14 protein-coding genes are annotated in these 17,214 nt (G+C 55.4%); 8 read left to right on the top strand and 6 right to left on the bottom strand.

All coding sequences use genetic code 11. The annotated features are described in order from the left end of the window. Window positions 1-23: 23 nt before the first annotated feature. Both ACIP6T_RS18560 and ACIP6T_RS18555 read right to left on the bottom strand, forming a co-directional pair. Complete coding sequence (locus ACIP6T_RS18560; protein WP_097096013.1) at window positions 24-2,114, bottom strand: bifunctional diguanylate cyclase/phosphodiesterase; 2,091 nt, start codon at window positions 2,112-2,114, stop codon at window positions 24-26. A gap of 159 nt (window positions 2,115-2,273) precedes the next feature. Then, on the bottom strand, window positions 2,274-4,358 hold the full coding sequence (locus ACIP6T_RS18555) for a putative bifunctional diguanylate cyclase/phosphodiesterase (protein WP_400458314.1): 2,085 nt from the start codon (window positions 4,356-4,358) through the stop codon (window positions 2,274-2,276). Window positions 4,359-4,906: 548 nt separating this feature from the next. Here ACIP6T_RS18555 and ACIP6T_RS18550 point away from each other — a divergent pair. The 5 genes from ACIP6T_RS18550 to ACIP6T_RS18530 are packed head-to-tail and all read left to right on the top strand — an operon-like array spanning window position 4,907 to window position 10,129. Continuing rightward, on the top strand, window positions 4,907-5,476 hold the full coding sequence (locus tag ACIP6T_RS18550; RefSeq protein ID WP_097096011.1) for a spore coat protein U domain-containing protein: 570 nt from the start codon (window positions 4,907-4,909) through the stop codon (window positions 5,474-5,476). Window positions 5,477-5,498: 22 nt separating this feature from the next. Then, window positions 5,499-6,014 carry a spore coat U domain-containing protein gene (locus tag ACIP6T_RS18545; protein WP_400458313.1) on the top strand — a complete coding sequence of 172 codons (516 nt, stop codon included), beginning with the start codon at window positions 5,499-5,501 and terminating at the stop codon, window positions 6,012-6,014. A 25-nt stretch (window positions 6,015-6,039) separates the two neighbouring features. After that, window positions 6,040-6,738, top strand: coding sequence for a molecular chaperone (locus ACIP6T_RS18540; RefSeq protein ID WP_176519149.1), 699 nt, complete (start codon window positions 6,040-6,042; stop codon window positions 6,736-6,738). After that, the gene (locus tag ACIP6T_RS18535; protein ID WP_097096009.1) at window positions 6,738-9,167 is read left to right on the top strand and encodes a fimbria/pilus outer membrane usher protein; all 2,430 of its coding nucleotides are present in this window, start codon (window positions 6,738-6,740) and stop codon (window positions 9,165-9,167) included. Before ACIP6T_RS18540 ends, ACIP6T_RS18535 begins: the two co-directional genes overlap by 1 nt. After that, complete coding sequence (locus ACIP6T_RS18530; RefSeq protein ID WP_400458312.1) at window positions 9,164-10,129, top strand: spore coat U domain-containing protein; 966 nt, start codon at window positions 9,164-9,166, stop codon at window positions 10,127-10,129. The genes ACIP6T_RS18535 and ACIP6T_RS18530 overlap by 4 nt, the downstream gene beginning before the upstream one ends. An 88-nt stretch (window positions 10,130-10,217) precedes the next feature. Here ACIP6T_RS18530 and ACIP6T_RS18525 read toward each other — a convergent pair whose 3' ends face one another. The 3 genes from ACIP6T_RS18525 to exbB all read right to left on the bottom strand — a co-directional run bounded on the left by ACIP6T_RS18525 (window position 10,218) and on the right by exbB (window position 12,876). Beyond that, window positions 10,218-11,537 carry an MFS transporter gene (locus ACIP6T_RS18525; RefSeq protein WP_400458311.1) on the bottom strand — a complete coding sequence of 440 codons (1,320 nt, stop codon included), beginning with the start codon at window positions 11,535-11,537 and terminating at the stop codon, window positions 10,218-10,220. Window positions 11,538-11,719: 182 nt separating this feature from the next. Next, the gene (gene exbD, locus ACIP6T_RS18520; protein ID WP_097096006.1) at window positions 11,720-12,142 is read right to left on the bottom strand and encodes a TonB system transport protein ExbD; all 423 of its coding nucleotides are present in this window, start codon (window positions 12,140-12,142) and stop codon (window positions 11,720-11,722) included. Window positions 12,143-12,147: 5 nt separating this feature from the next. Then, the gene (exbB, locus tag ACIP6T_RS18515; protein WP_176519207.1) at window positions 12,148-12,876 is read right to left on the bottom strand and encodes a tol-pal system-associated acyl-CoA thioesterase; all 729 of its coding nucleotides are present in this window, start codon (window positions 12,874-12,876) and stop codon (window positions 12,148-12,150) included. 260 nt (window positions 12,877-13,136) lie between these two features. Here exbB and metC point away from each other — a divergent pair, with 260 nt between their 5' ends. Then, window positions 13,137-14,327: a cystathionine beta-lyase gene (gene metC / locus ACIP6T_RS18510; protein ID WP_400458310.1), complete on the top strand. Its 1,191-nt coding sequence runs from the start codon at window positions 13,137-13,139 to the stop codon at window positions 14,325-14,327. A gap of 97 nt (window positions 14,328-14,424) precedes the next feature. Further along, window positions 14,425-15,087, top strand: a complete 663-nt coding sequence (locus ACIP6T_RS18505) for a DedA family protein (protein ID WP_097096003.1) — start codon at window positions 14,425-14,427, stop codon at window positions 15,085-15,087. On the opposite strand, the gene ACIP6T_RS18500 is transcribed toward ACIP6T_RS18505, so the two are convergent. Next, complete coding sequence (locus ACIP6T_RS18500; RefSeq protein ID WP_097096002.1) at window positions 15,088-16,008, bottom strand: AraC family transcriptional regulator; 921 nt, start codon at window positions 16,006-16,008, stop codon at window positions 15,088-15,090. A gap of 205 nt (window positions 16,009-16,213) precedes the next feature. Between ACIP6T_RS18500 and dkgA the strand changes: the two genes are divergently transcribed. Further along, window positions 16,214-17,041, top strand: a complete 828-nt coding sequence (gene dkgA, locus ACIP6T_RS18495) for a 2,5-didehydrogluconate reductase DkgA (RefSeq protein WP_097096001.1) — start codon at window positions 16,214-16,216, stop codon at window positions 17,039-17,041. The last annotated feature ends 173 nt before the right edge of the window (window positions 17,042-17,214 follow it).

Genomic DNA, 17,214 nt, shown 5'->3' with positions numbered 1-17,214 from the left:
GAATCGGAGAGACAACGTGCTGGCTAAGTGACGCGCTCCAGCTCTAACGCTTCTGCATAAAAATTCGGCAGTTCGCCAATGCGCTCTGGCGGGACCGGTTTGCCCAACAAATAGCCCTGCAAGGTATCGCAACCCAAGCCGGTAAGAAACGCCTGCTGATCCTGGGTTTCTACCCCTTCGGCCACCACCTTTAGATGCAGCGACTGCGCTAAGGCAACGATGGCGGAAACAATAGTGGCATCTTCAGACTGCGCCTGAAGTTCATTGACGAAAGCGCGGTCGATCTTCAGTTCACTCGCCGGTAAACGCTTGAGATACAACAAACTCGAGTAGCCGGTACCGAAATCGTCAATCGAGGCTTTGACGCCCATATTGGTGAGCTCGGTCAGAATGCGTACGCTCACTTCAGGATCGCGCATCGCCGTGGTTTCAGTCACCTCAAGCGTTAAAAGCTCCGCCGGGATTTGGTGCTTATCCAGCGCTTCGGTCACGGTTTCCACCAGATTGCTCTGCTCAAACTGGAGCGCCGACAGGTTCACCGCTACGGACCAATGCGGATGCCCCTGTAGATGCCATGTGCGCAGCTGGCGACAGGCTTCGTTAATGACCCAGTTGCCAATGTTCACAATCATGCCGGTCTTTTCCGCCATCGGCAGGAAGGTATCCGGGGCCAGCAGGCCACGCGTAGGATGTTGCCAGCGCAGCAGCGCTTCAAAGCCGAGGATCGGTCCGCTCGGTGCGCAGTATTTAGGTTGGTAAAACAGCCGCAGTTCCTGATTATCCAGCGCTTGCCACAGATCGTTGTTCAACTGCAGCTGCGACTGCGCCAGGGTGTTCATCGACTGCTGGAAGAAGGTGTAACCGTTGCGGCCATTATTTTTAGTGTGATACATGGCGGCATCGGCATTAAACATCAGCTCGCGGTCGTCTTTGCCATCCCCCGGATAAACGGCAATGCCAATACTCAGTGACACCACCAGCTCATAACGCGAGATGTCAAACGGGCGATCGATGGCCTTCACCAGCGTATCCGCTACCGCCGCCGCATCGTTCGGATCATCAATTTCCAGCAGCAGCACAAATTCGTCGCCGCCCATCCGCGCCAGCGTGTAGTGCCCTTTCATCTGGTCGGTCATACGCTCGGTGACGCCAATCAGCAGATTATCACCAACGTGATGGCCAAAGGCGTCATTGACTGCCTTGAAGCCATCCAGATCCATAAACATCAGCGCAAACTGTGATTTCTCGCGGTTCGCTTTATTGATGGCTTGTTCAAGGCGATCTTCCAAAAGAATACGGTTGGGCAAGCGCGTCAGGTTGTCGTGCAAGGCCAGCTGGGCCAGCTCGCGGTTAGCCTCGGCCAGTGATTGCGCCAGAATTGAGGTGCGCGCCTGCATGCGGGCATCCAGCATCGATACCAGCAAGGTAATGCCAAGGATCGCCAGCGTCACTACCGTGACCACAATTGCCAACCAGTTACTGTTTACGCCCATGTGCGTGGCGTGGCTGTGCATCGGGAAGTTGGCGGCGGCCATGCCGGTATAGTGCATACCTGCAATGGCACAGCCCATCACCACCGATGCCCCGAGCCGCAGCAGCGTCACGCGGCCATGTCCTTCGCGCAGGTGAAACGCCAGCCACAGCGCCGCGCAGGAGGCGACCATGGCGATGGCCACCGACGCAGCTACCCAGCCCCAGTTCCAGCTAATACCCGGTGCAAACATCAGCGCCGCCATGCCGGTGTAGTGCATGGCAACGACCCCGGAACCCAGCACCAGTGCCCCGCCAATTAATCGTGTCCAGGGAAGTTCCTTCGTCGCACAAGCCAGCCACAGGGCAAAAATCGAGGCCAGCACCGCCACCACCATTGAGGCGACGGTGAGCAGGGGATCGTAGCTCATCACCATATCGAGGCTCATCGACAACATGCCGATGAAGTGCATTGCCCAGACGCCGACGCCCATGGCGAATCCACCGCCAAGCAACCAAACCAGCGCCACCTTGCCAGTTGAGGAAGCCACGCGTCCTGCCATATCAAGCGCAGTAAACGAGGCCAGCATCGCTACTAAAATCGAAACGATGACGGTAAATGAGTCATACGAAGTCACTAACATAGTGATTTCCTAAGTTGAAGCCGTTTTAAGTCAGCTGTGGTGTGGTTAAAAAGAGTGAAATCTATTGGTTTTATTGTAGGAATTATCGGCAGTTATCCTGCCGATCTGAGCCGATGAACGATGAAACCTTCCAATGCGGAAGAACACAAAAAATGATTATTACGCGCCAGAAGACACGACGTTATCCGTAAATGCCAGCGCAGCGGTAAACTCCCCGATGCGCTCCGCCGGGGTCGGTTTACCCAGCAGATAGCCCTGTAAGGTATCGAAGCCTAAACCGGTTAATAAGCGCTGCTGCTCTTCCGTTTCAACGCCTTCTGCCACCATGCGCAGGTTCAGCGAGCGAGCCAGCGTGAGCATCGCACTCACCACCGTGGCGTCTTCGCTATCCGCGCGTAAACTATTAATAAAGGCGCGATCGATTTTCAGCTCGCTCGCTTCCAGATGTTTCAGATGCAGCAGATTGGCATAGCCGATGCCAAAATTATCGATAGCCACTTTCACCCCTAGCCGATGCAACTCGGCAATGCGCTGCTGGCTAAACTGCGGATCGCGCATGGCGATATTTTCAGTAATTTCCAGCATCAGCGCCCCGTCGGGGATCTGATGACGCTGCAGCGCCTGGTGCAGGCTTTCAATCAGATCGCGCTGTTGGAATTGCAGCGCCGAGAGATTGACCGATACGCTCCAGTCGCCGTTGCCTTCATCGCGCCACTGTTTTAGCTGGCGGCAGGCTTCGTTGATCACCCAATTACCCAGCGCCACAATCTGGCCGGTTTTCTCGGCTCGCGCCAGAAACATGTCCGGCATCAGCAGCCCACGACGCGGATGCTGCCAGCGCAGCAACGCCTCAAACCCCATCAGCACCGTGCCTCCGGCGCGAAATTTGGGTTGATAGAACAGACGCATTTCCTGATATTCCAGGGCATTCCACAGATCGTTGGCGAGCGCCAGCTGATGCTGAGCAACAGCACTCATGGCCGGTTCAAACAGGCACCAGCCGTTACGCCCGCTGTGCTTGGTGTGATACATGGCGGAATCGGCGTTGAACATCATCTCCTGCTGGCTGCGCCCGTGCAGCGGGAAGATGACAATGCCGATGCTGAGCGAAACACGCAGCGAATAACGATCTAACTCAAAAGGGACATCAATGGCTTGCACCAGCTGCTGCGCCAGATTTGTCGCCTGATGAACAGCGTACTGCGGGCACAGCAGCACAAATTCATCGCCGCCTAAACGCGCCAGCAAAATATCTTCACTGACTTCCGCCTGCAAGCGATCGGCCACCGCAATCAGCAAGCGATCCCCCACATGATGGCCCCAGGTATCGTTGACCGCTTTAAACCCGTCGAGGTCCATAAACATCAGTGCGAAGGTTTCATCCTGCAGCGTAGCCTGCTTGATCTGTGTGGTGAGCTGCTGCTCTAGCATCACGCGGTTCGGCAGCGCAGTGAGGTTGTCATGCAGCGCAAGCTGGCGCAGTTCGCTGTTGGCGCGCTTCAATTTGGCTGCAAGACGCGCCGCGCGCAGCTGAGCGTCCAGCATTGAAATCAGCAGCGTCAATCCAAGAATACTCAGCGTGATAATGGTGACCCACACCGCCAGCCCCTCTTCACTGACGCCGTGATGCTGCATCATCATCGGCTGGCTGTAGTCCGCCGCGGCCATACCGGTGTAATGCATGCCGGCAATGGCAATACTCATCACCAGCGCCGCACAGACACGCAATATCAGCAGGCTTTCCCCCTGGCGTAGATGAAAGGCCAGCCACAGCGCGGCACCGGACGCCGCGTAGGCAATCACCACGGATAACGTCACCAGCGGCATATTCCACCTAATCGCCGTCTCAATCATTAGAGCGTTCATGCCGATGTAGTGCATGGCAATCACGCCGCTACCGAGTATTAACGTGCCGCGCATTAAGCGCCGGCGCGTGAGGTGACTGCCCTGCACGCTTTGGGCAAACGCGAAGATAGACGTCGCAATAGCGACCAGTAAGGAGAGTGCCGTGAGCGGGATGTCATAGCGCATGGTCACCGGCATCATCATCGCCAGCATGCCAATAAAGTGCATCGCCCAGATGCCAATGCCCATTGCGGTGCCGCCGCCCACTAACCACAGTTTTGCCAGGCAACCGCGGGATACGGCGACGCGGCCTGCCGTATCTAATGCGGTAAAGGCGGCGATGAAGGCCACAATCAGTGAAACGGAAACCAGAACGCTATCCCAGGTAACCAACAGCATGTGCGCTCCTAAACTCAACCTGCTACGGGGCAGGTTTGGTGTCATCAAATAAAAACAAGGAAGATAAAGCGCCGATTACGGGCGAATAATGACCATTAGCGGCGAAACAGTGAGAATGCCAGGTCCAGTAAAAACTGGAACTCTCATGCTATTTATTTTTATTTTCATCATCAGTCATCGGGTGGAAAATTAATAATATCTGATTAATGCACGAACATAGCATTGAACCGACGCGCGTGATAGAGGGGGAAATCGCCGGCTGTTTAGTTTTTTTAACTGGCCGCCACCCCTTGTTATTACTGAGTTATCGGCGAAAAACGTCAATTGATTAGGGAAAAAATGAACCCTGGGTGCACAAGGCCAGATTTGCTGATCTATAGTAAAGAAAACTGATATAAATCATTAATGCACCATCCAGGAATTTTCTTAGGTGGTAGGCGCTTACGCTGTCGGGCCAAATGCGGCTCTTGTTTGATTTCGGATGTATTTTCATAAATGAATGACCAGGTGAAAAAGCACTGACCTTGGATAATCAGTAAGGAATGATTATGAAACTCAAGCTTTTTCTTGTGGCTTCTAGCCTAAGCGCCGCCCTTGCTCCCACCGCTGTTTTTGCCGCCACCACAACGGGAACCATCAATGCCACATTGACGCTTACCACCGGTTGTTTAGTGAACGGTCAGTCTGCAACGACCGGGGTTAACTTCGGTACCCTGAACTTCGGTAGCAGCGCAGCCACCTTCGATACATTGAACGCGACGTTGGTGGGCGCATCTGGCAACGGTATATTTGTTCGCTGTACCACCGGGCAAACCTTCAACGTACAGGTCACCAGCAGTAACGCCGCACCGGCGACCATTTACGGCACGGTGAGTGGCCAGCCACGCTACCTGATCCTCGGCTCCAACAATACGCAGGGCATTGCCTATACGCTGTATAGCGATGCCGCATTTACCACCGCGATCGCCAATAACACCAATATTGCCCCCAGCGGCACTACCGACCCGACGTTGGGTACCAACTACGCCATTTATGGTCGCGTGGTGGGAGGTGGCTTTAACCCGCTGATCCCAGCTGGCACCTATACGGACACGATTAACGTGGCGGTGAATTACTGAGAGAAGCGTAAGGGTTCTCAGGGTGGCCGTGGTGCAGCGTGGGCTGCACTGTGCAGGTGGCCTTGCTCTGCTGATAGGGAGTGTCTCCGCCTGGGGGTTGCCGACGGCAACCTTTCAGGTCTCAGCATCAGTAGTGGCAGGTTGTGTCGTATCCGGTACCAATACCGGGGTATTCGGCACGCTTAATTTCGGCACACAACCGGGCGTGTCCTCCAGCAGCGTCAGCGCCAGCTATGTGCAAAGCACCACCATCACGCTCGCCTGCACGCCAGGCACCGCTGTCAGCATGAGCATCAACGGCGGCAACAACTACACCGCGACCCGCAACCTCAAACACACCAGCAACACCAATACCGTGGCGTATGGCTTGTACAGCAATGCCGCTCATACCACGGCGATTCCGGTGAACAGCGCCGTTGCGCTGAGCTACAGCAATGCCAATAACATTACGCTGCCTATTTACGGCCTGCTAACGCTACCCGGCCCGACGCGCGCCGGGACGTATACCGATACCTTAACCGTCACCCTGAGCTGGTGACGTTAGTACCATGAAGGATGACAAAATGATGAACCTGCGCGCCCTGATACTCTTGTTATGTGTGGCACTAACACCTGCGGTGAAGGCAGCCAATTCACTGATGGTTTGGCCCATCGATCCGGCCATTGATCCCGAAGAAAAAGCCAGCGAACTGTGGCTGGAGAATCGCGGCAATGCCACCACCATGATGCAGGTACGCATCTTCAGCTGGCAGCAAATCAACGGCCAGGAACAGTATCAAACGCAGCAGCAAGTGGTGGCGAGCCCGCCGATGGTGCGTCTTGAACCGGGACAGAAACAGCTGGTGCGTTTAATCAAGCAAACGCCACCCGCCGCCGGGCGTGAAATGTCGTATCGCGTGGTACTGGATGAAATCCCTACGCCGCGCACGCCGGGGGAAAACCAGGCGGGTCTTACCTTCCAGATGCGCTATTCGGTACCGTTATTCGTCTATGGCAACGGCGTCACGCGCGATACGGCACAACCGCAGTTGAGCTGGCAAGAGGTAAACAGCGGCGGCAAGCGCTGGCTGGAGCTGACCAATCGCGGCAACGGTCACGCGCGATTAAGTAATGTCACCATCGGCGGACGCCGCATGGGTAACGGTTTATTCGGTTACGTGTTGGCCAACAGTAGTCATCGCTGGCCGTTAACCAGCAGCGTGAGCGGTGAACTCTCGGCCGAGATGAATAAAGGCCACTGGAGCAGCGCTGCCGCGCGTTGATGAAGTTTACGCCGCATCCCTGCGCGCTGGCGGTTGCCAGCGTGCTTTGCATCAGCCCGATGATCAGCAGTGCCGAGACCTTCTCTGAGCTGCCGCCACCGCCTGCGCTGGAGAATAGCGCCAGCGGTCAGCAATATATGCTGGAACTGGTGGTGAATCAGGGCGGGCGTGGCGATATCGTACCGGTTGAACGCAAAAACGGTGATTTCTGGCTACGACGCGGGGATTTAGAGCGTGCCGGTATTCCTGCCGAGAAGCTGCAAGGTCAGCAGATCGATGTGAATCAATTAGCCAAAGTGGAGTATGACGAACAGCGCCAACGCCTATTGCTCACGGTACCCGCCGCGTGGCTGCCGGGACAGACCATTGGTCAGCAACAGAACGCACCGCGCTTTCCGGGGCGCGCCAGTAACGGCGCCCTGCTCAACTACGACTTCTACGCCACGCGGACGGATAACGCCGGTTCGCGTCTTTCCAGCTGGAACGAGCTGCGTTTCTTCGGACCGATTGGCCAGTTTTCCACTAACGGCGTGTACGTGCAGCAGCTGGAAGGCGGCGTTTCCGGTCAGCAGGAAGGCTATATTCGTTACGATACCTGGTTTAGCAATGAAAACGAGAACGCGGCTATCAGCTGGCGCGCCGGGGATTTGGTTACCGATGCCCTGAGCTGGAGCAACAGCGTGCGCCTCGGCGGCGTGCAGATTGGGCGTGATTTCAGCGTACGACCCGATCTGGTGACCTATCCTTTGCCGGCGTTTTCCGGCCAGGCGGCAGTCCCCTCCTCGGTCGACCTCTTCATTAACGGCTACCGCAGCGCGCAGGCCGACGTGCAGCCCGGCCCGTGGTCGCTCACTAACGTGCCTTTCGTCAACGGCGCCGGTGATGCGGTGATCACCACCACCGATGCGGTAGGCCGACAAATCACCACCACGCTGCCGTTTTACGTCTCCAGCAGCTTGCTGAAACAAGGGTTATCCGATTATTCGTTCTCCGCCGGTGCGATACGCGAAAATTACGGCGTGCAAAATTTTGATTATGGCGCTGCAGCGGCGAGCGGCTCCTATCGCTATGGCTTAACGGATTGGTTGACGCTGGAAAGCCATGCGGAAGGCAGCAGCAGCGTTGCCATGGGCGGCGCAGGCGGACTGCTGAAGCTCGGCAGCTGGGGGGTGATTAATGGCGCGCTGGCGCAGAGCCAGATGGCTGGTGATCCCGGCACTCAGTACAGCTGGGGTTATCAGTACAACAATAGCTGGTTCAGCCTTGGCACTCAGCACATTCTGCGCACCGCCGATTTCGGCAACCTCGCACTGGTGGGCAGCCGCGGCGACAACGCGAACACCAGCTACTCGCTGTCGCGGCGCAGCGCGCAATACACCGCCAGCGTGTCGCTGAATGATTATGGCAGCCTGGGGCTGGCATATATTGATATCGCTGGCGGCAGCGGCGATCGCACGCGCTTGATGAATCTCTCATGGAGTAAAAATCTGTGGGGCAACAGCAGCGTGTATATCTCCGCCAGCCGCGACCAGCAACAGGGTGACTGGAGCGGCGCGATTTCCCTTGTGATCCCATTTGGTGAGCAGAGCAGCGCATCAGTGAGCATGGAGCGCGATCAGCAGGGCAACAATAATCAGCGCCTGTATGTTTCACGCGCGATGCCAACCGATGGCGGCTTCGCCTATGATGCGGCGTGGGCCAATCAGGGCAGCGACAGCGGCGATTATCGCCAGGCCAGCTTACGCTATCGTAATAATAAAATTGATACCTCCGCCGGTTTTTACGGCGATAACGATAACACCACGCAATGGGCCGATTTCACCGGTTCGCTGGTGTTAATGGATAACCGCGTCTTTGCCGCCAACGACATCAACGATGCGTTCGTCGTGGTGAAAACCGACTATCCGGACGTTACGGTACGTTACGAAAACCAATCGATGGGACGCACAGATAAACAGGGTTATTTGCTGGTTCCGTCCATCAGCAGCTACTACGGCGCGAAATACGACATCGATACGCTCGATCTGCCAGCCGATCGCACTGCGCCAAAGGTCGAACAGCGCTTTGCTGTGAAGCGCAAAAGTGGCTATTTGCTCAATTTCCCGGTGGAGCGTCTGCGCGCTGCCAGCGTCGTGCTACATGACAGCAGCGGGCAGCCGCTGCCGATTTCCAGCCAGGTATTACGTCCTAATCAGGCCACCGAATACGTCGGCTGGGATGGCATTGTGTGGATGGAAGATCTCGGCGCCAGTAATCCGATACATGTGGTTACACCGGATGGACGCAGTTGCAATACGCAGTTGGATATCGCTGACGGCCAGCCAAAAGCGTTGCAAACTTACGGGCCGCTTACCTGCCCGCTGCCGCCGCCAGCGCAAGGTTCTGCGGTGAGTACCGCGGATAATTCACAGTCAGGGATTTCACCATGAAAAGGCTTCTGCTCCTGCTGGTGCTGTTTTTACTGCCAATGACCAGCTTTGCGCTCTGTACCTTATCGGCGCCGACCGCCACATTCGGTTCGGTCACCACTTTCTCCGTGGGTTCAACCGCCAATACCACCTCAAGTACCACCAATGTTAACTGTGGTTCGGGCACGCTTTCGTTGTTGGGTAGCGATAACATTACTTACGCGTTTACCACCGCCTCCAATCTGAGCGGAAACCGTGCAGCGCTGAAAACTGCGGCCAGCGGCACCGACAGCATCCCGATTCAGATGTGCATTGATAGCGCCTGCGCCACCGAATTACAGCAGGGTGGCAGCTATCGCTGGAGCTCAGCGTCCTTGCTCGCACTAGGAAACAGCCTCAACTTCAATATTCCGCTCTTTTTCCGCACCGTGCCCGGACAGGTGGTGGCGGCAGGCACCTATACCACCACCATAACGTTGACGGTAAGTTATACGGTGTGCGCGGGATTAAATGTGGCGGGATTGTGCGTGGGAACCGTGCAAACCAGCACCGGCACGGCAATGCCGATTACGGTTAATCTGGTGATTACCAACGACTGCACCACCATTACCGCACCCGATGTCAGCTTTGGCAGTGCACCGCTGGTGGGGAGTTTTTCTACGGTGCAGCAAACCATTAACGTGGTGTGTTCGAAAGGCAGCACTTATACCGTGGGTTTGAGCAACGGCAGCTACTACAGTGGTACCACGCGCCAGATGGCGAGCGGCACCAATCGGCTGGCTTACGATATCTACAAAGGCACCACCACCACGTCTCGCTGGGGGCCAACCGGCACCGATCGCTGGAGCAGTACCACCTCTACCTCGCTGAATGCGGATACCGTGACGCGTAACTTCACCTATACCGCACAAATTCTCACCACGCAGAATACGCCTGCGGCGGGGAATTATACCGATAGCGTGGTGGTGGATGTGTCGTTTTAGTATGGAGATGGGGATCAGGTCGCCATGAATGGCGACCCTACAATGTATGCATCGGTTTTCGTAGGGTCGCCATTCATGGCGACCAGGTTTACGACGCGCTTAACGAAACGGCGCCGTGACGCGCCTGATACTGCTTCACCATGCGGCCAATCAGCAGCGTACCAATCAATCCGCACACCGCAGCAAACGACAGCCACACGCCCGGCATTGCTTTATCGCCCGTGGCATGAATCAGATAACTCGATACCGCTGGGGTAAAACCGCCAAACAGCGCAGTGGCCAGACTATAAGCCATTGAAAAACCGGTGGCGCGCACCTCGGCTGGCATGATCTCAGCCAGATAGACCACCATGGCACCGTTATAGCTGGCATACAGGAACGATAGCCACAGCTCTGCTTCAACCAGATGGGCGAAGGTCGGCGATCCAACGAGCCAGTGCAGTACCGGCCAGGTGGTAACAATCATCAGTATCGTGAAAATAATCAGCAGCGGGCGACGACCGACGCGATCCGATAGCGCCCCCATCACCGGTAACCAAAACAGGTTGGATATGCCGACAAACAGCGTGACGAGGAAGCTCTGTTTGTCGCTCATCATCAGCACGGTTTTGCCAAAAGTGGGCGTGAAGGCGGTGATCATGTAGAACATCACGGTGGTGGTCACCACCATTAACATGCCCGCCAGCACCAGCGCCCAGTTTTGACCTACTGAACGCACGATCTGGCTCATTGAGGGATGATGCTTACGCTGGCTAAACGCTTCCGTCTCTTCTAGCATGCGGCGGATATAGAACAGGAATGGCACAATCATACAGCCCACTACGAACGGAATACGCCAGCCCCATTCGGTGACGGCGTCTTTCGCCAGCAGGTGGTTTAATCCCAGGCCAAGTAGCGCGGCGAAGATCACCGCCACCTGCTGGCTGCCCGATTGCCAGCTAACATAAAAGCCTTTGCGCCCTTTCGGCGCCACTTCGGCCAGGTAAACCGATACGCCGCCCAATTCAACGCCGGCGGAGAAGCCCTGCAATAAGCGTCCCAGCAAAATTAAAATCGGCGCGGCGGCACCCAGCGTGGCATAGCCAGGCACCAGCGCGATGGTTAACGTCCCGATCGCCATCAAACCCAGCGTCAATAGCAGGCCTTTGCGACGCCCGTGATGATCGATGTAGGCACCGAGAATGATTGCTCCCAACGGGCGCATCAGGAAGCCAGCACCGAAGGTCATCAGCGTGAGCATCAAAGAGGCAAAGGGATCATCACCGAGGAAAAAGGTTTTGGCGATCGCCGTGGCGTAATAGCCAAATACCATGAAATCGTACATCTCAAGGAAGTTACCGCTGGTAACGCTAAAGATGGTTTTGGCACCGCCCTGCGACGACTTTTGTAAAGAGTGACTTGAGCTCATATTGTCCTTCCTGGTTTTTCTTCCGTTTTAACGTGCTAAGCCAGGAATAGATGTGATCTTCTTCACCATTGCAGTTTACAAAAATGAGACCAAAAGTAACAAGGAATTAACAAGTTGAGTGCGGGACATAAAAAAAGGCCGCCATGAATGGCGACCCTACGAGAAGGTTGGGTGAGATTAGCTTACTTCTTCACCGTTTCCATGCCCATCAACCCAATTTTCAGGTAACCGGCTTCGCGCAGCTGATCCATTACGCTCATCAGCGTGGCGTAATCCACGGATTTATCTGCCTGGAAGAAAATGGTGGTGTCTTTGTTACCTTCTGTTTGAGCCGTCAGCGCATTTACCAGCGTCTCTTTCGTCACCGCATCGTTACCGATATAAATCTGCTTGTCTTCCTTGATGGAGAGATAAACCGGTTTTTCCGGACGCGGCTGAGGCGCGCTGGTGGAAGCGGGCAGATTCACGCGTACATCCACCGTCGCCAATGGCGCGGCAACCATAAAGATGATCAGCAAAACCAACATGACGTCGATAAACGGCGTCACGTTGATTTCATGCATTTCGCCATCGCCTACCGAATCATCGTTTAAACGCATCGCCATAATACTTATCCTACGCGCAGTTTCTGTGCCGCTGCCGGACGGTTGGCTTCTTTTGCGGTATCAACGTTGCCGAGATCAAGGTCGCGGCTCTGCAGCAGCATGACCTGAGCGGCCACATCGCCCAGCGAGGCTTTGTAGCTGGCAATCATACGTGCGAAGACGTTATAGATAACCACCGCAGGAATCGCCGCAACCAGACCAATGGCCGTTGCCAGCAGCGCTTCCGCGATACCCGGCGCAACCACAGCAAGGTTGGTGGTTTGCGTTTTAGCGATACCGATAAAGCTGTTCATGATCCCCCATACGGTACCGAACAGGCCGATAAACGGCGCGACCGAACCGATGGTGGCGAGGAAGCCATTGCCGCGACCGGCATGACGGCTGAAGGCCGCAACGCGACGGTCCAGACGGAAGCTGGTGCGCTCTTTAATGCCGTCGAGATCTTCAGTGCCGGCTGACAGCTCCAGCTCATTCTGCGCATCATTGAGCAACACAGCGCTGTGGCTGTTGCCTTTGAAGTTTTCAGCAGCACGGTACGCATCGTTTAACGATCGGGCTTCGCCCAGCGCCTGCTGTTCGCGCTTCAGGCGACGTTTCGCCCCGCTCAGCTCAGCAAACTTACCGAAGAAAATCGCCCAGGTGACGACAGACGCCATTAACAGGCCAATCATCACAATCTTTACCACGATATCGGCATGCTGATACATGCCCCAAACGGAGAGATCCGTTTGCATCAAATCACTGGCTACCACGCTGCATCTCCAACTTCTGTTGCACAGTTCACGATTGAAGCGCGGATCATAGCAAAAAAAGCGCCCGAAGTGATAGTGGTTCTCATTACTATTTACAAAGCAAAGATGTCATTTATTTCCACCATTTAGCTGACGTTATGCACAATACTGGCCTCACTCTGATAATCCGCATTCAGGCTCAACCCACTACGCTGATTCGTGGTAACGTGGATGTTTTGTGGGAAATGTCAGGTAAGGCAGTGATGGCAACGAAAAAAATAGACACCACGCTTGTCAGCGCGGGACGCAGCAAACGTTACACTCAGGGCTCAGTTAACAGCGTGATTCAACGCGCTTCCTCACTGGTTTTTGATACGGTCGCCGACAAAAAACGCGCCACCGCCGGTCGCGCTAAAGGCGAACTGTTTTATGGCCGCCGCGGCACCCTCACCCATTTCTCGCTGCAGGATGCCATGACCGAGCTGGAAGGCGGCGCGGGTTGTGTGCTCTATCCCTGTGGTGCCGCAGCGGTATCGAATGCCATCTTGTCCTTCGTGGAAGCCGGTGACCATATTCTGGTAAGCGGTGCGGTCTACGAACCGACGCAGGATTTCTGCTCAAAAATTCTTAGCAAGCTGAATGTCGCTACCACCTATTTCGATCACTGCATCGGCAGCGAAATCGGTGAGCTGGTTCAGCCTAATACGCGCGTTGTCTTCCTCGAATCGCCGGCTTCTATCACCATGGAAGTGCAGGATATCCCGGCGATTGTGGCTGCGGTGCGCGCGAAAGCGCCAGATGCGGTCATCATGATCGATAATACCTGGGCGGCGGGCGTATTATTTAACGCGCTGGAGCATGGCATTGATATTTCGATCCAGGCCGGCACTAAATACATTATTGGGCACAGCGATGCGATGATTGGCACCGCCGTGGCGAATGAGCGCTGCTGGGCGCAGCTGCGCGAGAATTCGTATCTGATGGGCCAGATGGTCGATGCCGATACCGCCTATATGGCGAGCCGAGGCCTGCGTACGCTGGGGACGCGCCTGCGTCAGCACGAAGAGAGCGGATTGCAGGTAGCCGAGTGGCTGGCCGCGCAGCCGGAAGTGGCGCGCGTTAATCACCCGGCGCTGGCCCAGTGTAAAGGCCACGCATTCTGGCAGCGCGACTTCAGCGGCAGCAGCGGTTTGTTCTCTTTCATCCTGCATGAAAAATTAAGTAGTGAGCAGCTGGCAAACTACCTCGATCACTTCCACCATTTCAGCATGGCTTATTCATGGGGCGGCTATGAATCACTGATTCTGGCCAATCAGCCTGAGGAACTGGCGGCGATTCGTCCGGCGGGTGGCGTCGATTTTGACGGCACCTTAGTCCGTTTGCACATCGGCCTTGAGCATGTGGATGACCTGCTGGATGACTTAAAAGCCGGCTTTGCTCGCTTAAAAAATTAAACAGAACATAAACCACGCTGTGGTGACGATGAGAGATCAACGAATGCCATGCCACAGAAGGTTAAAATAGAATCCTTGTGACTCGATGGAATAGCTGATGGGTGTTTTACATGAGATTGTCCAGGCGCTTTGGCATCAGGATTTTGCCGCGCTGGGTAATCCGGATGTCGTGTGGATTGTCTACGGCGTGATGTTTTTGACGCTGTTTCTGGAAAACGGTTTATTGCCCGCCTCGTTTCTGCCGGGTGACAGCTTGCTGTTACTGGCGGGTGCGATGGTGGCGAAAGGTGTGATGGATTTCGTGCCGACCATTGTGATTCTAACCACCGCGGCCAGCCTTGGCTGCTGGCTGAGCTATCTGCAAGGCCGCTGGCTGGGCAACACCAAACTGGTGAAAAGCTGGTTATTGCATTTACCGGCGCAATATCACCAGCGCGCGTGGAATATGTTTGATCGTCATGGCCTGATGGCGCTGCTGGTGGGCCGCTTCCTCGCCTTTGTGCGCACGCTGCTGCCGACCATGGCGGGTATTTCGGGTTTGAAAAACGGCCGCTTTCAGCTGTTTAACTGGCTCAGCGGCCTACTGTGGGTGGGGATTGTGGTGACGTTGGGCTACGGCATCAGCCACGTGCCTTTTATCAAGCGCCACGAAGATCAGGTGATGGCTATCCTGATGATCCTGCCCATCGCACTGCTGTTTATCGGCCTTGCCGGCAGCATTGTGGTGATTTGGAAAAAACGCCGCCAGAAAGTCTCGTGATTACGACGCGGCGTCAAACGGTAATACCGGTACGGTTTGACGCACGCGGCTCGCCTCCTCTCCCGGCGTCACGCCGAAATAGCGCTTAAATTCCCGCGAAAATTGCGACGGGCTTTCATAGCCCACGCGCACCGCTGCCGCGCTGGCTTTCATGCCATCCTGCAGCATCATCAGACGCGCCTGATGCAGGCGATAGCGTTTGAGATACTGTAGCGGCGAAGTTTGCGTTACCGCTTTGAAGTTGTGATGAAATGCCGAAATGCTCATGTTCACCTCGGCCGCCAGCATGTCCACGCTGAGGCTTTCGGCAAAGTTGTTTTCGATGCGACGTAACGCGCGAGCAATTTGGCTGAACTGCGTCTGACGATTCACCAGCGACAGCAGCGCGCCGCCAATGGGACCGATTAATACGTAATAGATGATTTCGCGGACCAGCTGCGGGCCGAGCACGCGGGCATCACGCGGATTGTTCATGACATCCAGCAAGCGCTCAGCGGCGCAGAGCATCTCATCACTCATGAACGCCGAGTGAATACCTGACGTTTGCGCCTGCGGCTGGAACTGCTCGTCATCACCAATATCCATCAGCAAATCCTGCAGACTGGCGATATCGACGCTCAAACACATGCCCGCCAGCGGCTCTTCCAGCGTGGCTTCGGTTTCACACTCCACCGGCAGCGGCACGGTGAGCATCAAATATTTGGTGGCGTCGTAGTGAAAGACGGTGCTGCCGAGATAACCGGTTTTGCGCCCCTGAAAAAGAATCACAATGCCGGGCTGATACATCATTGGCGTGCGCGGCAAGGTTTCGCAGGCATAGATTAACCGCACGTTTTCTACTGCGCACAGCGGCTTATTCAGGTCGCTCATCAAAGCAACCACGCGCTGCGCCAGCTGGCGACAAAGGACGTCGTTGGACATGGTTCTCTCACTGGCAGCCAAAAACGCAGTGTGCCGTAACGCTGCTCAAAACTCCATCATGCCGGAGAATCAGGCAAGATTTTTGCAGAAATTGCCCAGGCAAAAGTGCTGCTCGCTTGTCACAATGATCCGCAGGCAAGGTTTGTTGACTAGACTTAAGCACATCTTTTCTACGGTAAGTCACTGCAACTGATAAGGAGCAATTATGGCAGAGCAACCCATCATTAAATTGCGCGACGGCAACATGATGCCGCAGCTTGGCCTTGGCGTTTGGCAAGCAAGCATTGAAGATGCGCGCAACGCGATACTGGAAGCGTTGAAAGTCGGCTATCGCTCCATTGATACCGCGGCCATCTATAAAAATGAGGAAGCGGTAGGACAGGCGCTGCAGGATACTGACGTGGCGCGCGAAGACATTTTTATCACCACCAAGCTGTGGAATGACGACCAAACCAACTGGCAGCAGGCGATAGAAACCAGCCTGCAGAAGTTACAGCTGGAGCAGGTCGATTTGTATCTGATGCACTGGCCGTGCCCGGAGAAAGATAACTATGTCGACGCCTGGAAAGGGATGATTGAGCTGCAGCAGCAGGGCTTAACCAAAAGCATCGGCGTGTGTAATTTCCACGAGACGCATCTCAAGCGTTTGATCGACGAAACCGGCGTAACACCGGTGGTGAACCAGGTGGAGCTGCATCCAATGCTGCAACAGCGCACGCTGCATGCGTGGAATGCGCTGCACCAGATTCAAACCGAATCCTGGAGTCCGCTGGCGCAGGGCGGCAAAGGCGTGTTTGATCAGGAGATCATCCGCGAGCTGGCGAAGAAGTACGGTAAGACGCCCGCACAGATCGTTATCCGCTGGCATCTGGATAGCGGTTTAGTGGTGATTCCTAAGTCGATCACCCCGGAACGTATCCGCGAGAATTTCCAGGTGTTTGATTTCAGGTTAGATAAGACCGAGGTGAGTGAGATCAGTAAGCTGGATAGCGGGAATCGTCTGGGACCGGATCCGGATGCGTTTAACGGCTAGCGTTTTGAAAAGGTCGCCATGAATGGCGTAATGCCGCTCACTTAAGCAAAAAATGCCTGTTTATGCAGGTGCGCATGAATGCGCACCCTACGAAAACCCGGCGATATTCACGTAGGGTCACCATTCATGGTGACCGATTCACGCTTAACTGACGAGCATTACGCCATGAATGG

The organism is Pantoea sp. NPDC088449, assembly GCF_044753225.1.
Classification (GTDB): domain Bacteria; phylum Pseudomonadota; class Gammaproteobacteria; order Enterobacterales; family Enterobacteriaceae; genus Pantoea; species Pantoea floridensis.
The sequence above is the reverse complement of the archived record's forward strand: the minus strand, read 5'-3'. Positions and strand labels throughout refer to the sequence as shown.

Coding starts and splice junctions, on each gene's coding strand:
- ACIP6T_RS18560 (WP_097096013.1), bottom strand. CDS start 2,114: ATGTTAGTGACTTCGTATGACTCATTTACCGTCATCGTTTCGATTTTA.
- ACIP6T_RS18555 (WP_400458314.1), bottom strand. CDS start 4,358: ATGCTGTTGGTTACCTGGGATAGCGTTCTGGTTTCCGTTTCACTGATT.
- ACIP6T_RS18550 (WP_097096011.1), top strand. CDS start 4,907: ATGAAACTCAAGCTTTTTCTTGTGGCTTCTAGCCTAAGCGCCGCCCTT.
- ACIP6T_RS18540 (WP_176519149.1), top strand. CDS start 6,040: ATGATGAACCTGCGCGCCCTGATACTCTTGTTATGTGTGGCACTAACA.
- ACIP6T_RS18535 (WP_097096009.1), top strand. CDS start 6,738: ATGAAGTTTACGCCGCATCCCTGCGCGCTGGCGGTTGCCAGCGTGCTT.
- ACIP6T_RS18530 (WP_400458312.1), top strand. CDS start 9,164: ATGAAAAGGCTTCTGCTCCTGCTGGTGCTGTTTTTACTGCCAATGACC.
- ACIP6T_RS18525 (WP_400458311.1), bottom strand. CDS start 11,537: ATGAGCTCAAGTCACTCTTTACAAAAGTCGTCGCAGGGCGGTGCCAAA.
- exbD (WP_097096006.1), bottom strand. CDS start 12,142: ATGGCGATGCGTTTAAACGATGATTCGGTAGGCGATGGCGAAATGCAT.
- exbB (WP_176519207.1), bottom strand. CDS start 12,876: ATGCAAACGGATCTCTCCGTTTGGGGCATGTATCAGCATGCCGATATC.
- metC (WP_400458310.1), top strand. CDS start 13,137: ATGGCAACGAAAAAAATAGACACCACGCTTGTCAGCGCGGGACGCAGC.
- ACIP6T_RS18505 (WP_097096003.1), top strand. CDS start 14,425: ATGGGTGTTTTACATGAGATTGTCCAGGCGCTTTGGCATCAGGATTTT.
- ACIP6T_RS18500 (WP_097096002.1), bottom strand. CDS start 16,008: ATGTCCAACGACGTCCTTTGTCGCCAGCTGGCGCAGCGCGTGGTTGCT.
- dkgA (WP_097096001.1), top strand. CDS start 16,214: ATGGCAGAGCAACCCATCATTAAATTGCGCGACGGCAACATGATGCCG.